This is a genomic window from Succinatimonas hippei YIT 12066 (assembly GCF_000188195.1).
GTDB classification, from domain to species: domain Bacteria; phylum Pseudomonadota; class Gammaproteobacteria; order Enterobacterales; family Succinivibrionaceae; genus Succinatimonas; species Succinatimonas hippei.
Genome location: NZ_GL831047.1, coordinates 55,079 through 69,598, shown reverse-complemented (window position 1 = coordinate 69,598; position 14,520 = coordinate 55,079). Strand labels below are relative to the sequence as shown.

The following is a 14,520-nucleotide window of genomic DNA, read 5'->3' as shown; positions in this document are numbered from 1 at the left end:
TGCCACTCTACCAATGTCTGAAGCGATGATGACGCGGACCATATCCGCGATGATATTCACCATCATAATAAGGGCAAGTATCGTAACCGCCGTCCTTAACAAATTGTTGCATAAGTAAGCGTTCTTTTTCATGTTTTTGAGATTCTAAATCAGCTACGGTCTGTGCCTGTTTACGAATTTCCTGAACATTGGCATTATCCGCGCGTTCTAAAGCTCTTAATACCTTTCTTTCAACAAAAAGCTGCGACTCAATATTGTCAATCTCATCAACCTGCTGACCGTAACGCTCTGCCATGATAGGAGATCTTAACATACGGTGGTGACGCGGGCCGAAATCATCATAATAAGGGCAAGGAGGAATATCTGCTGCAGGACGTGAAGCTACGGTATCAAAACCGCGTACGGCTGCCGTATCAACATTATCAGTAGCAGCTATTGCAAAAGAAGATAAAGAAACAGCGCCTAACAAAGCAGCAGCAACGGGAATTGTCTTAAAGTTCATATTAAACTCCTTTTATTAAAGTTTATCTTTGATTATTACTTTAAGAGCTTTATCTTAGTTTACCCTTAGCTGTAAAAATTACTTTTGTCTTACTTCCCAATATTAGTTTTAAACGGTAAAAATATATCCGGTTAAAGCCGATTTAATCTGTTGATTGTTCAATCAACATATAATCCCAAGCATTTTCTTATAATTATTTTTTGCAAAATCAACACAAGGTTTAGCCCAAGGATACGAAGTCTTCAGCAGAACAGCCACTGCCGCATCAAAAGAAAAAGCATTCAAATATTTTTGAGCCTTTTCTTCGTATGAAATATGCCACGGCTCATACCCCATGTTTTTACCTGAATACGGTCTTATAAAGCCAAAAGAATTTAAATTTTCAGTAAGCCATAATCCTAAAGGATAAAAATAAGAATCTTTCTCGTATTCATAAGCCGTAAGCTTTAATTTCTCACCTACAGGCAGCAGAGATTTTGAATAAATATCAAAATCAGTACCGAAATGATGGCGCGAAAAACACGGAATTGCTGAAAAGCGGCAAATTACCGCGACTTTTTCCGCCGCACTTAAATTGCTGATATCAATAGGCTGTTCTCTTTCGTCAAGCACCGGTCTTAAACCGTTCCACTTGGCATCAAAAATTGCGCACTGCCGCGAAAAAGAACGATAAGCAGAAGCAATATCAAACGAAAAACCGTCATTTAAAGCTTTATTCACAAGTAAGTTTAAAGCCGCAGCAGCATCGCTGTCGGCTAAAAAATCCGTAGCAAAAAGCTTCACCAGACGAGATTCGTCAAGCCCGATGCATTCCAAAGAACTAATCATTTCCAATAAGATTGAGCTCTTTACCTAAAAGATTGGCTATCTGCACACAGGAATAAGCTTCACCGCGGCGGGCATTATCCATGAGTACGATAAAATCAAAAGCACGGCGGGAAGAAGGATCGGCATGCAATCTTGTAATTAACAGCTTAGTCTCATTAATGCCATGGGTTACCGGAGTTAAAAGCTCATCCTTGTCAGCAACTTTAATCCACTTGCAAGCATTAAAAGCATCTTCAACTGCGCCTACCGGAACATCTTCTTCAAGCTCAACATGTATTACGGCAGTATGTCCGTAAAAAACCGGAACTTGAATTGAAGTAAAATCAAAACCGCGTTCAAAATCGCCTAAAAGTCTTTTTACTTCATGAAGGACTACCTCCTCATGAGTTGAATAACCGCTTTCGCTTAAATCGCCGATTCTGGTATGTATATTAAACGCAAGCTGTGCCGGGAAATCATTATCCTCAAGTGCCATGCCGTTTAACAGTAAAGTAGTTTCGCGTGCGAGGGTTTCAGTGCCCGCACGTCCGTGTTCCGACACGGATTCCAGCGCTGTTACCTGAGCTCTTGCCACTCCGAACTCATCGTGCAGAACCGACAAGCTTAAAGCAAGCTCAGCGCTGACAGATGCCGGAGGAATAACGACTTTACGTTCAAGAGCATCTTTTACCGCATAAGGATTAAGTTCCGGCAGAACCAAAGGAACCTTTTCATCACCTGAAAAACGCCTGCTGTTATCGATAACGATGCATCCTGCCTCAGTTGCTATACCGCAAAGTCTTTTACTCTCATCAGGCGGGCATAAGAACATAGCAACTTGTGCTTTAGAAAAATCAAAAGATGAAACCGGCTCAATCATATAATTGCGTCCGTTTAAAGCAACGGCATCAAATTCACCTTCAAGCGGAGACAGAGGATAAAGCTTGCCGATATCTATCTTCAACTCTTCTAAAGTTTCAATCACTAATTTACCGATATCAGTGTCATAACCGTAAATAGCTAAATCAAGTGCCATAAATATTCCCTAAAGCCAAACCAACGCAAATTAAAATCAGCAGATTCAATCACTTTCATATTAAAGAATCATACTTAATTCATTTTCATGCGCATTATACATTGCCTGCAAAGCGAATTTGCCAAGATGAAAACAAAACACGGGCGTTTTGATTAAATCAGTAAATTTTATCAAAAAAAGATCAGCGGCTAAAACCCATCCTTCAGGGCGGAGAGCATCGCTGGGAGAATCTCAGTTTTTAATCCGGCGTTTTCTGCTGCTCAATATATTGCCGGATAATAGATATCGGAGCACCTCCGCAAGATGAAGCAAAATAAGATGAAGACCATAACGCCTCGCCCCGCAGCTTTGCTCTAACGGTAGGATACTTACGCTTACGGATGAGCATGGTCATCTTCACCGTCAAAGACAATAAGCTTTCAGTACATACAATCAGCTATTATTGAATCAACCATCAACAAAGATACTTTGATGGATACTCCCATAGGCAAACCTGCTTTGCTTCGTCAAACTTTTGAACTCGGATCTGCATATTCAGGAGAATTGCTTTCTTTAAATAAAATGCTTGGTTCTCTTCAGAATGCCGGTAATAGTGTAACTTTAGCAGGCTATATAAACCTTTTAAATGAGTGCGGACTTTTATGCGCGATTCAAAAATTCAGCATAGATAGAGCAAGACGACGTGCCTGCATCCCCAAACTGCAGGTATACAATAACGCGCTTAAAATGGTATACAACCAGCTTGACTTTGAAAACTCATTATTAAATAGAGCTATATGGGGACGCATCTTTGAGTCAGGCATCGGAGCTTATTTAGTAAGTCAAGCTTTTGTAAACCGTTTTGAAGTTTTCTACTGGCGTGAACGTGATAACGAAGTTGATTTTATTTTAAGAAAAAACGGTTCTGTCATTGCTATCGAAGTAAAAAGTAACGCACAGAAGAAAACAGCAGGACTTGAAAAATTTAAAGAAATGTTCAAACCTAAAGCAGCTTTCATTGTGGGAGATGGAGGAATCAGCGCTGAAGACTTTTTAACAATGGATTTTAAAAAGCTTTTTTAAACTATAACGGGAGTTAATGAACTTCCAGCCGTATTCGACGGAGATGAAAGCAATCCCGTTGGTGGAATCTCTTGCTGCATGCGTCCCTTGGTATTAGTGTTAAAGCCGAAGTCATTTTTAAAATGTCTTCAAGAGTAATCAATCACTTCTGCGATGAACTCTCTCTTCTTTTCTTTATTTTTTCCTGCAATTTCGTAATTGAGCGGAACATTGAGCAGACAACGCCTACAAAATACCCTTGCGGATCGCTTGATCGAGGATTGGTCACCTTAATGCAATACTCTATTAAAATCGGCTGAATATCATCCTCTTTTTTCCAGATTTTCATACCGCCGTTCATATAAATTACGATTAAATCACCTTTTTTAGGCTCCAAATCATGCCGGCAAACAACGATATCTCCTTTTTGAAGGCTAAATTGCAACATACTGTCGTCAGATACTCTAAAACAAAAAGAATAAGGATTATTTACTTCAAGATAAGAGTTAAGATTAAAGCTCGGAAATTCCTTGTTCTTAAACCTTTCGATAAATTTATAAAAATTATTATTTTCTATCATTTTATATTTATCACCTAAATTTTATTTTGCCTCAAGTTAGAGCAAAATACCGTTCAAACCGTTACCGGAATCACTAACGGCGCAAAAATTCAGCTTTGACTCGCATTTTTAAAACAAAATCGATTTTATTTTATTAAATCGTTAAAATTTCGGTAAAATTAATCTCATATAAACAGTTTCTTGATTGCGATAACAATTATTATTAACGATTGTTAAAACTCTTATCAAGACGGCAAAAAAGATTGTCAAACAGATAATCTGAAATTCGTGAAGCGGATGACTCTTATCCGCATTTTGGTGCTTATGCACACCTACGGACAAAGCTGTAGAGTTTTTATCAATATAACGCATCTATCATAGAAACCTTTTATAAATTTATTTGTTGTTACAAGGTGAAACTAGACTATGGCTTTAACCAGAGCTGAAATTACCGAACGGCTCGTAACTAAATACAATTTCCCTAAATTTAGGGCACAGAGTTTTGTTGATGACTTCTTTGAAAGCATTGCAAAATCTTTAGAACGCGGGGAGTTTGTTAAGCTTACGGGTTTTGGTAACTTTGAACTTAAAATGAAAACTGCCCGTCCGGGCCGTAATCCTAAAACCGGACAAGAAGTAACTATTGCTCCACGCAGAGTTACTACTTTTAAAGCCGGACAAAAATTGCGTGACCGCATTTCTCAATCTTAAATTGAGACAAGACAGGGTTTTTCACCCTGTCTTGCTGCATTATCGACATCTTTAAGCATTTTTTATTAAAATATCAACAGCATTGCCGTTAAGGCAATGTTAGTTTTTGTTTTTATAAACTCATAGTTTTCCAAAACATCATGCAACAATTTACGTACACAATTAAAGATCGCGACGGAGTTCACGCCCGTCCTGCAGGAGCCATCATCAAAGCGGCTCACGGTTATAAATCAACTATTTTTATTGAATCAAACGGCAAAAAAATCGCGTTAAAACAAGGAATTTTCGCACTGATGGGTCTTGGGATCCGCTACGGTGCAGAAGTAGTCGTCTCGTGTGAAGGAGAAGACGAAGCAGAAGCTGCTCAAGGCATGCAGAAATGTTTTAACGAATACCTCTGATATCAAAAGCTAAGGTTGTGTGTGCCTTAGCTTTCTCTTTTTTTTATTCTGTGTAATCCACCTCAACATCCCAACGTTTGAAGCATTTCGCACTTTTTATCTTTTATTTTTCATAGACTTCTAAAAAACGACAAGATATTAAGGAGTTTCTATGAAAATCACAGCAGTCCGTGCCAAAGTTTATGAATGGAAAGGCGAAGTCGATAAACCGCGTCCGCACTTTTCAGGAAGCGCCATGGATATTCTTTATGCCAAAGCCGAAACCATGGCCACTTTCAGATTCCACGGCTGGCTGGTGGTTGAAGTGGAAACCTCAGACGGTATTGTCGGTATCGGCAACTGCGCTCTTGCCCCGCGCATTGCCAAAGAAATCATTGATACTTACCTTACTCCGCAAATCATAGGTGAAGATCCTTACGATAATGAATACCTGTGGCAGAAAATGTATCGCTCCACCATCGCTTGGGGACGCAAAGGTATCGGCATGGCCGCCATTTCCGCAATCGATATTGCTCTTTGGGATATAAAAGGCAAGAAAGAGCATAAACCGGTATTCAAATTATTAGGCGGCAGAACCAAAGAAAAACTGTGGTGCTATGCTTCAAAACTTTATGCCAACGATGATTTGGACGCCTTTTTAGCTGAAGCAAAAACCTATATTGAGCAAGGATTTACCGCAATGAAGATGCGCATCGGCTACGGACCTAAAGACGGCCCCTACGGCATGCGCAAAAACATTGAGCAGATAAAGGCCCTGCGAGAGCTTACAGGTCCTGACATTGACCTTATGGTTGAGTGCTATATGGGCTGGACGCTTGAGTATGCAAAACGCATGCTGCCTATTCTTGCCGAATATAACCTGCGCTGGATTGAAGAGCCGGTGATCCCCGATGACATTGACGGTTATGCCGAGCTTAAAGCGATGAACCTTATTCCGATAGCCGGAGGCGAACATGAATTCACCCTCTTCGGCTTTAAAGATTTATTAGAAAGAAAAGCCATTGATGTCATTCAATATGACACCAATCGGGTCGGCGGCATTACTATCGCACAAAAGATTAATCATTTAGCTGAGGCTTTCCAAGTACCGGTTATTCCGCATTCGGGTATGATGCACAATTACCATGTCTGCATGGCTACTACAGCTTCCCCTATTTCGGAATTCTTCCCCGTATACAACGTCGAAGTGGGAAATGAGCTTTTCTACTATATTTTCAAAGGCGATCCGCTGCCTAAAAACGGCTATCTTGAGCTTAGTGACGATATTGAAGGATTAGGCATTACCCTTAACACTGACTATATTGATAAATTCAATATCATTGAGTAAAAAATATTACCGCGCATTTAAATTGCGCGGTGATTCATTTAAATCTATTAACAGTAACCATTACACTAAACTTAGCTCAATCCCCTGTTTAATTAAGCTTCTTTGGGCAAGCTCCGATAAATTAACGTCACTTATCAACATATCAATTTTATCCAGCGGTACAGCAAGATATGTTGCATACTGTGCATATTTTGACGAGTCACAGATAAGTACGGCCTTATTTGCCGACTGTACAGCAGCCTCCTTAACCGGAACCTTATCCGGATCTGGCGTTGTAATACCGCGTAAATCCCAAGATGAAGCCGACATAAAAGCAATATCAAAGGATAAATTTAAAATCATTTTAGACGTCAAATGCCCTACCGTGGACAAATTTTCGGTACGAACTATGCCGCCTGTCATGATAAGAGTACTTTTTGAGTTAAGCGCCAAATAATCCATTACCGCCAAATCATTGCTTACTACGGTCAAATCGTTTCTGTCGGCTATAAATCTGGCCAAAGCAAGGCTGGTAGTGCCGGCATCAAGATAAATACATGAATTTTTAGGAATGATTGCAGAAGCTTTTTTACCAATCCTTTTTTTCTCTTCGCTCATCAGATTTTCTTTAACCTGATGAGAAGGTTCTATGTGCAGACGCTTGGCGGCCTGGACGCCTCCTGAAACCTGTACGACAAGACCTTCTTCCTCAAGTTTCTGTAAATCGCGCCGTACCGTCATATGCGACACATTAAGGATTTCGGCTAGAGTATTAATTCTGGCTATTCCTTCCTGCTGCAGGCTTTTTAAAATCGCTTGGCGTCGTTCAATCGGGATCATAACAAGTTTTACTCTTGGTTCACAAAAATTCACACTATTGTTATAAATTATATAAGAAGCCTTGTTATTTCCCTAATATTTTTAACATTTTGTTAAAAAATTTCACAAAATGCGTTGTTACTCACACAATTTAACAAAATGTAACATTAAAATTCAAAATAGTATGTTGTGTGATTGTTTTTTTAACAAAATTAAACAAAGGTAGCTTTATGATTTTAGGCGTAATTGCAGATGACTTTACCGGCGGCACCGATATTGCTAGCTTCTTAGTTAAAGAAGGAATGTCCACCATTCAGCTTATCGGGGTACCGGAAGCTTCCGATCCTACTCCTGATGCCGATGCAGTAGTAATAAGTCTTAAAAGCCGTTCCTGCCCTAAGGAAGAGGCAATAAAAGACTCCGTTGCTGCCGCAAGATATTTAAAAAGCCAAGGCTGCAAAAATTTCTTCTTTAAATATTGCTCAACTTTTGACAGTACCGAAGAAGGCAACATCGGTCCCGTTACCGAAGCTTTAATGAAAGAACTTAATACCGATTTCACCATTTTCTCTCCGGCTCTACCGGTTAACGGACGCGAGCTGTTTAACGGTTATCTTTTCGTCAAGGGGCTTCCTCTGCATGAATCACCGATGAAAAGCCATCCGGTTAACCCGATGCACGACAGCAACGTCATGCGTCTTGTAGAAATGCAAAGCTCCATAAAATGCGGACTTGTCAACGATAAAACCGTAAAAACAGGATCAAAAGCCATACTTGATGCCATAGCAAAATTAAAGGACGAAGGCTATAACGGAGCTGTAATTGACGCCATTGACGATGCTGACCTTTACACTCAAGGCGAAGCTTTTAAAGATATGATTTTAGTAACCGGCGGCTCAGGTCTTGGCATGGGGCTTGCAAAAGCACTTTTGACTTCATCTCAAGACGTAAAAGAAGCTCAAAACAAAGGCAGACCCAACTATGAAAAGACCATAGTTCTCTCCGGATCCTGCTCTGCAATGACCAACGCTCAGGTTGCAAAATATAAAGAAAGTGCTCCGTCATTTGTTGTCAATATCGAAAAATGCGTTATTTCCGATGAAAAGACTGATGAGTATGCAAATGAAGTCTGCAAGTGGGCTGTAGAAAACAGCAAAGAAAAAGCTCCCCTTATTTATGCTACCGCCAATCCCGAAGCTTTAGCCAAAATTCAAAAAGAATACGGAGCCAAAGCCTCAAGTCTTGCCATTGAAAACTTCTTCTATAAGTTAAGTGCAAAACTTAAAGAAGCCGGATTTAAAAAATTCATCATCGCAGGAGGAGAAACTTCAGGCCAAGTCACCAAAGCTCTTAAGGTAAAAGGATTTTATATAGGTCCTACCATCGCTCCCGGCGTACCTTGGGTAAAAGCTGTCAATGAGGATATTTCTCTTGCTCTTAAATCAGGCAACTTCGGCGAAATCGATTTCTTTAACCAAGCGCAAGGAAAATTTTAATCATGAGTGAAAAAACCGAACAAGAATTAAGAGAAGATCTGGCCCGTGCCGGCAAGATCTTGTTTGAAAGAGGTCTTACCAACGGCGCTGCCGGTAATATGTCCGTAGCATTGCCTGACGGCAACTTTATCGTTACCCCTACAGGATGCTCACTCGGTCATCTTAATATTGACGAATTATCAAAAGTTGATGCAAACGGCACTTTGCTTTCAGGGAAAAAACCGACAAAAGAAGTTCCGTTCCATATCGCGTTATACAAAGTAAATCCGAGCGTCAAAGCCATTATTCATCTGCACTCAAGCTACAGTACCGCTTATGCCTGCCTTGACGGACTTGATCCGATGAATGCGATTAAGCCGATGACCCCTTATCTTGTAATGCGGCTTGGTAAAGTTATCGTAACTCCGTACAGAAAACCCGGTTCTGCATTAATTGCTGATGACATCAGCAAAGTCGGTGCCGGAAACAAGGCTTTCCTGCTTGCCAACCACGGTATGGTTGTCGGCGGCAAAGATATGAACGACGCTTTAAACAATGCCCAAGAACTTGAAGAAAGCTGCAAGCTTTATTTTCTGACAAAAGGCAGCAATATCCGTTATCTCACTGATGCCGATATCAAAGAGCTGTTATAGGTGAATCATGTTTAAAGTTGCATCAAATCTAACCATGATGTTCAAAGAGGTCGAATTCTCACAGCGCTTTGAAAAAGCAGCTAAGTCCGGTTTTAGCGCTGTTGAAATGTTATGGCCTTATGAACTTGCCAAAGCAGATCTTAAAAAACTGCTCGATGACAACGGTCTTAAACTTGCTCTTTTCAATACCAAAGGCGGCGATACAGCTAACGGTCAATGGGGACGCGCCGCAATTCCCGGCGGATTTAATGACGCCAAAGAAGACATTGACTTAGCTCTTGACTATGCGGTATTCGCCGGATGCAAAACCGTACATGTCATGTCAGCCGTTGTTAAAGATTTTACTAAAGAAGCGGCATACGATGCGCTTGCCAAAAGCGTTGAATACGCTGCAGCACAGGCAAAGCCTCACGGAATAACGGTTACTCTTGAGGCTTTATGTCCGGAAGTTAAACCTGACTATTTATACAAAAGCCAATATGAAACTTTGGCTTTTGTCAACAAAGTAAACCTTGACAATGTCAAAGTACAGTTTGATTTTTACCATGCCCAAATGGTTGACGGAGGCATAACCAAATTCTTAAAGGACAATATCGCCAAAGTCGGACATGTGCAGATTGCCTCAGTTCCCGATCGTCATGAGTTTGATCACGGCGAGCTTGACGGAGCTTACTGCCTGAAACTTTTAAACGATCTGAATTACGAAGGCTTTGTCGGCTGCGAGTACAACCCTCAAGGCATTACCGAAGAAGGTCTTACCTTCTTATCACCTTATCTTAAAAAACCTGCTTAAGGAGCATATATGAAAGTATCTTTAGTCTACACCGGAGTTACTCCGGAACTAATTGAGCTTGTAGAGCGCGAAGTAAAATCTCAGCTTCCGGCTGATACTGAAATCGTTTCCCATAAGGATCCGACTATTATCGCCGAAGTTGCCAAAATAGGCTATGTTACTAAAGAACCAGCCGCACGTCTTGTCAAGATGTTCATGGAATCAGTAGAAGAGAACGTTGACGGCATTCTTAACATCTGCTCTTCAGTAGGTGAAGTTGCTGACGCTTGTCAGGATTTGGCACGCTACACCGGTGTTCCTATCGTCAGAATCGATGAAGAAATGTGTCGTGAAGCTGTCCGTCAAGGCCAGCGTATCGGCGTTATGGCTACCCTTTCTTCCACTTTAAACCCTACCAAGAATACTGTTTTGCGCGTTGCCCGCGAGATGGGAAAGCATGTTGAAATGGTTGACGCTTTGGTTGAAGGCGGCTTCGGTTTGAATCCTGACCAGTTCAGAGAACTCATGACTAAATACGCAAAAGAAATCGCTGACAAAGTTGATGTGATTTTGTTTGCTCAAGGATCTATGGCCTATTGTGAGCAGTACATAGCCGATATTATCGGTAAGCCGGTACTTTCAAGTCCGCGCTTTGGTGCCATCGCTTTACGCCGTGCTATGGAAGCCAAAGGACTCATGTAAATAAAGGAGCTTTAATACATGAAATCATTATTTACAAGAATTACAGGAGCTGTTCTGACCGGCGTTGCCGCGGCAACTTTAGCTCTTTCATTATCGGGTTGCGACAAAACTGAACGTCAAACCGTAATCAACTTCTCACATACCCAGGCTCCTAACTCGGTTTCCGACTTAGCTGCTCAGCAATTTAAAAAATATGTAGAAGAAGCTTCTAACGGTAAAATGCGTGTTGAAATCTTCACCAATTGCGGTTTATCAGGCGGTGATTTGACTAAAGCCATTGAGTTGACTCAAACCGGAAACATTGACATCCACGCCTGTGCTCCGGCAAACATTGCCAATTACGATCCGCGCTTCTATGCATTCTGGCTACCGTTCTTGTTCCCAACTGAGGACAACCTCTTAAAATTCTGCCACAGCCAGAAGGTTAAGGATGAAGTCAACAAGTGGTGTAATGCCATTGAAACCGAAAACCTTGGTATTCATAACGCTGGATCTCGTCAGATCTCCAACTCCAAGAAAGAGATCAAGACTCCTGATGATCTCATCGGCATGAACATCCGCGTTCCCGGTGCTAATGTGTTCATTTCACTATACCGTACTTATTTCGGCGCCAACCCTACTGCAATGGATTTCTCTGAAGTTTATACATCTTTGCAGCAAGGTGCTATCGACGGACAGGAAAACCCGATTGCCGTGTATGCCTCATCAAAATTTGATGAAGTTCAAAAATACGTAACTTTGTGGGATGGCGTTCGCGATACCACTATTTGGATCATGAGCTCTGCCACTCTTGAAAGCTTAACTGACGAAGAAGAGCGTATTGTACGCGAATCTGCCGACAAAGCTTTGCAGTGGGCCAATGACTACTTGGCTGAATCCGAAGGTCAAATCATCGCAGATCTAAAGAAAAAAGGTGTAATTTTCACTGAACTGACCGAAGAAGAAAAGAATGCCTTTAAGGAAAAATGCCAAGGTATTTACGCCGAGTTCGAACCGTCTATCGGTAAAGACGTTATTGAACTTTTTACCAAAGGTTATCTTGAGGACTAACACATGAAAAAGTTTTGGGACAATTTTGAAGAAATCTTATGCGCTTTCGCATTGGTGATAATGGCAATCATTACCTTCATCAATGTGTTCTCACGTAAGGTAAGCTTTATTAACCTCTCTTTCACTCAAGAGCTGGTTACAACAATGTTCGTTTGGGTCTGCTGTCTTGCCGCTGCTGCTGCATTTAAGACCAATTCCCACATGGGCTTTTCTTACTTGACCGATAAGTTAACCGGACCGATTAAGACCACACATACTTACGTAAGAGCGATTCTTATCACCGTTAACTATTTAATTTGGCTCTATTACGGTGCTGAAATGGTATGGCGCCAAGCTCACTACAACATGCTTACCGGCGTGCTTGAAATGCCGATTTGGATGATCGGTATTGCCATTCCTTTATCTGCAGTACTTTCTATATATCGTCTCTGGGTATACACCTATATTAATAAAGACAACACAACTCAACAGGAGCTCATGTAAATGACAGAACTGATTTTATTTGGCAGCTTGGCTTTGATGATTTTCATCAATATCCCTATTGCCATTGCTTTAGGCCTTGCCAGTATTTTCACCCTGCTGTATACCGGAGATCCTTTGGGTGTTGTTCCGGCAATGATGCAGGCAACCGTTCAAAAATTCACACTTTTGACTATTCCTCTGTTCATTTTAGCCGGAGCCTTAATGGATAAAGGCGGTATCTCAAAGCGCCTTATTAACCTTGCAAACTGCTTCTTCGGCGGAATGCACGGCGGTATGGGTATTGTAGCCGTTATCGCTGCTATGTTCTTTGCCGCTATTTCCGGATCAGGCACTGCTACCGTAGCCGCTATCGGTTCCATCTTAATTCCGGCAATGGTTAAAGAAGGATATGATTCAGGATTCTCATCAGGCTTATCCGCAATTTCCGGATCTTTAGGTACCATCATCCCGCCGTCAATCACCTTCATTATTTACGGTATGATCACCGGTGAAAGTATCGGTGACCTGTTCTTTGCCGGTATTGTTCCGGGCTGCATCTTCGGCGGCATTCTCTGCATCTATACTTACTGGATCTCCAAGAAAAACAATTGGGGCGGTAAAGGCAAGATGGCCAGCGGTCAGGAAATCATGAAGTGCTTTATTGATGCACTATGGGGAATTATCAGTCCGGTCATCGTATTAGGCGGTATTTACTCCGGTATCTTAACCCCGACCGAATCTGCAGCCGTTGCCGTAATTTACAGCTACTTGGTAGGTACATTCGTATACAAAGAGCTTAACTTTAAAGCCTTTGCTCAGGCTCTGTTCATTACCGGCAAAACCACCGGCATCATTCTCCTTATCATCATGAACGCAGGTATTTTCTCCTGGGTCTTGACCGAGCAGGGTATTGCCGCCCGCTTAACCGAGTTTGCCATTTCCTTAACCTCCGACAAGATTGTCATGTTGCTCATCATCAACATCGTCTTCTTGTGCGCAGGCTGCGTAATGGACAACACTTCAGCTCTGTTCATCTTGGTACCTATCGTTATGCCGATTGCTAAAGCTTTAGGCATTGATATGATCCACTTAGGCGTAGTTTTGGTATTGAACCTCTCCATCGGTCAGGTAACTCCTCCGGTCGGTCCGAACCTCTACGTTGCAGCCGATATTGCTAAAGTCAAGTTTGAGAAGATCATGCGCGGTGTAACTCCGCTTCTCTTGGTCTCCATCGTTGCATTGCTCATCGTAACCTTTGTTCCTTGGTTATCTTTGTGCTTATTATAAAAAACGATTACATAGCGCCCTGCGGGGCGCTTTTTTCAAGGTGTAGTTATGAATTTTGAAAATAAAGTAATGATTAACGTCGCACCGGTTGCCGCGACATGCAAAGATATCATTCCGGAAGCTATTGCTGCTGACGTCCTTGAATGCTATAAAAACGGCGCAGCCATGGTGCACTTACATGTACGCGCTAAAGACGGATCTTTAACTCCTGACACCTCATTACTTGAAGAGACTTTGAAACTTATTCGCAAAGACTCCGATATTATTATTGAAGTGTCAACCGGCGGAATTTCCGATCTGACAATTGAGGAGCGTTGCGCTCCTGTGCCTCTTCCTTTAGTTGAAGCCTGTTCACTTAATGTCGGATCAACAAACTTGGGCAAAGGCGTATATGTAAATCGTCCTGAAGATGTTGAATACTGTGTGCAGCAGCTTCTTAAATATAAAAAAATTCCCGAAGTCGAAACTTTTGAAATCGGTCACACAAATACCATGTTTGAACTGATGCAAAAATATGACTTCGTCAAACCGGTACTCTTTAGTGTCGTTTTAGGACATAAAGGTGAAGCACCGGCAACTCCTAAAGCACTTGCCATGATGATAGACATGATACCTGAAGGGGCCGTTTGGGGTATTACCCACTCAGGGCGTAAAGACATGGGAATTTTTGCTGCCGCTTTAGGTATGGGAGCTAAGACAGTACGTGTCGGATTTGAAGATAGTGACTACCTTGATCCTAACACTCAAGTCTCCACCAACGCTCCTATCGTCAAAAAGGCTGCTGATTTAATCCGTGCTATGGATAAAGAAGTTATGACCCCTGCTGAGGCTCGTGCCTTCTTTAAGATTGGCGCTTAAAAATATTTAAAAAATTCACCTTGTCATTGTGCGTCCAGCTCGGACGCACAATTTTTTGTTGTTTTTCACAAAACTGCCA

Annotated in this window: 17 protein-coding genes and 1 pseudogene; 12 read left to right on the top strand and 6 right to left on the bottom strand. The window is 41.6% G+C overall.

Features of this window, described 5'->3' with window-relative positions; all coding sequences use genetic code 11:
• Window positions 1-7: 7 nt before the first annotated feature.
• From HMPREF9444_RS08195 to HMPREF9444_RS11280, 4 genes and pseudogenes are all read right to left on the bottom strand, one after another.
• Entirely contained in the window at window positions 8-502 is a 495-nt protein-coding gene (locus HMPREF9444_RS08195; RefSeq protein WP_009143952.1) for a hypothetical protein, read from the bottom strand.
• Window positions 503-664: 162 nt separating this feature from the next.
• Entirely contained in the window at window positions 665-1,330 is a 666-nt protein-coding gene (locus HMPREF9444_RS08190) for a M15 family metallopeptidase (protein WP_009143951.1), read from the bottom strand.
• Window positions 1,323-2,345 (bottom strand): aspartate-semialdehyde dehydrogenase, encoded by a 1,023-nt coding sequence (locus HMPREF9444_RS08185; RefSeq protein ID WP_009143950.1) that lies wholly within the window; start codon window positions 2,343-2,345, stop codon window positions 1,323-1,325. Before HMPREF9444_RS08185 ends, HMPREF9444_RS08190 begins: the two co-directional genes overlap by 8 nt.
• 238 nt (window positions 2,346-2,583) lie before the next feature.
• Window positions 2,584-2,733 (bottom strand): annotated as a pseudogene (locus tag HMPREF9444_RS11280) (transposase); the annotation flags it as partial.
• Between the two features lie 83 nt (window positions 2,734-2,816).
• On the opposite strand from HMPREF9444_RS11280, the gene HMPREF9444_RS08175 reads away from it, so the two are divergent.
• Window positions 2,817-3,407: a DUF4143 domain-containing protein gene (locus HMPREF9444_RS08175; protein ID WP_009143948.1), complete on the top strand. Its 591-nt coding sequence runs from the start codon at window positions 2,817-2,819 to the stop codon at window positions 3,405-3,407.
• A 142-nt stretch (window positions 3,408-3,549) separates the two neighbouring features.
• Here HMPREF9444_RS08175 and HMPREF9444_RS08170 read toward each other — a convergent pair whose 3' ends face one another.
• Window positions 3,550-3,966, bottom strand: coding sequence for a LexA family protein (locus HMPREF9444_RS08170; protein ID WP_009143947.1), 417 nt, complete (start codon window positions 3,964-3,966; stop codon window positions 3,550-3,552).
• 405 nt (window positions 3,967-4,371) lie between these two features.
• On the opposite strand from HMPREF9444_RS08170, the gene HMPREF9444_RS08160 reads away from it, so the two are divergent.
• The 3 genes from HMPREF9444_RS08160 to HMPREF9444_RS08150 all read left to right on the top strand — a co-directional run bounded on the left by HMPREF9444_RS08160 (window position 4,372) and on the right by HMPREF9444_RS08150 (window position 6,384).
• Window positions 4,372-4,656: an integration host factor subunit alpha gene (locus HMPREF9444_RS08160; RefSeq protein WP_009143945.1), complete on the top strand. Its 285-nt coding sequence runs from the start codon at window positions 4,372-4,374 to the stop codon at window positions 4,654-4,656.
• A 140-nt stretch (window positions 4,657-4,796) separates the two neighbouring features.
• Complete coding sequence (locus HMPREF9444_RS08155) at window positions 4,797-5,057, top strand: HPr family phosphocarrier protein (protein ID WP_009143944.1); 261 nt, start codon at window positions 4,797-4,799, stop codon at window positions 5,055-5,057.
• A gap of 151 nt (window positions 5,058-5,208) precedes the next feature.
• Window positions 5,209-6,384: an L-rhamnonate dehydratase gene (locus HMPREF9444_RS08150; RefSeq protein ID WP_009143943.1), complete on the top strand. Its 1,176-nt coding sequence runs from the start codon at window positions 5,209-5,211 to the stop codon at window positions 6,382-6,384.
• 60 nt (window positions 6,385-6,444) lie between these two features.
• On the opposite strand, the gene HMPREF9444_RS08145 is transcribed toward HMPREF9444_RS08150, so the two are convergent.
• Window positions 6,445-7,203 (bottom strand): DeoR/GlpR family DNA-binding transcription regulator, encoded by a 759-nt coding sequence (locus HMPREF9444_RS08145; protein WP_009143942.1) that lies wholly within the window; start codon window positions 7,201-7,203, stop codon window positions 6,445-6,447.
• A 209-nt stretch (window positions 7,204-7,412) separates the two neighbouring features.
• On the opposite strand from HMPREF9444_RS08145, the gene otnK reads away from it, so the two are divergent.
• From otnK to HMPREF9444_RS08105, 8 genes are read left to right on the top strand one after another with little or no spacing between them, the layout of a single operon-like run.
• The gene (otnK, locus tag HMPREF9444_RS08140) at window positions 7,413-8,678 is read left to right on the top strand and encodes a 3-oxo-tetronate kinase (protein WP_009143941.1); all 1,266 of its coding nucleotides are present in this window, start codon (window positions 7,413-7,415) and stop codon (window positions 8,676-8,678) included.
• Window positions 8,679-8,680: 2 nt separating this feature from the next.
• Entirely contained in the window at window positions 8,681-9,310 is a 630-nt protein-coding gene (gene otnC, locus HMPREF9444_RS08135) for a 3-oxo-tetronate 4-phosphate decarboxylase (RefSeq protein ID WP_009143940.1), read from the top strand.
• 7 nt (window positions 9,311-9,317) lie between these two features.
• Window positions 9,318-10,103, top strand: coding sequence for a hydroxypyruvate isomerase family protein (locus HMPREF9444_RS08130; protein WP_009143939.1), 786 nt, complete (start codon window positions 9,318-9,320; stop codon window positions 10,101-10,103).
• Window positions 10,104-10,112: 9 nt separating this feature from the next.
• On the top strand, window positions 10,113-10,784 hold the full coding sequence (locus HMPREF9444_RS08125; RefSeq protein ID WP_009143938.1) for an aspartate/glutamate racemase family protein: 672 nt from the start codon (window positions 10,113-10,115) through the stop codon (window positions 10,782-10,784).
• 18 nt (window positions 10,785-10,802) lie between these two features.
• The gene (locus tag HMPREF9444_RS08120) at window positions 10,803-11,834 is read left to right on the top strand and encodes a DctP family TRAP transporter solute-binding subunit (RefSeq protein WP_009143937.1); all 1,032 of its coding nucleotides are present in this window, start codon (window positions 10,803-10,805) and stop codon (window positions 11,832-11,834) included.
• Window positions 11,835-11,837: 3 nt separating this feature from the next.
• Complete coding sequence (locus HMPREF9444_RS08115; protein WP_009143936.1) at window positions 11,838-12,317, top strand: TRAP transporter small permease; 480 nt, start codon at window positions 11,838-11,840, stop codon at window positions 12,315-12,317.
• Complete coding sequence (locus HMPREF9444_RS08110; protein WP_009143935.1) at window positions 12,318-13,583, top strand: TRAP transporter large permease; 1,266 nt, start codon at window positions 12,318-12,320, stop codon at window positions 13,581-13,583.
• Window positions 13,584-13,631: 48 nt separating this feature from the next.
• Window positions 13,632-14,441, top strand: coding sequence for a beta-keto acid cleavage family enzyme (locus HMPREF9444_RS08105; RefSeq protein WP_009143934.1), 810 nt, complete (start codon window positions 13,632-13,634; stop codon window positions 14,439-14,441).
• The last annotated feature ends 79 nt before the right edge of the window (window positions 14,442-14,520 follow it).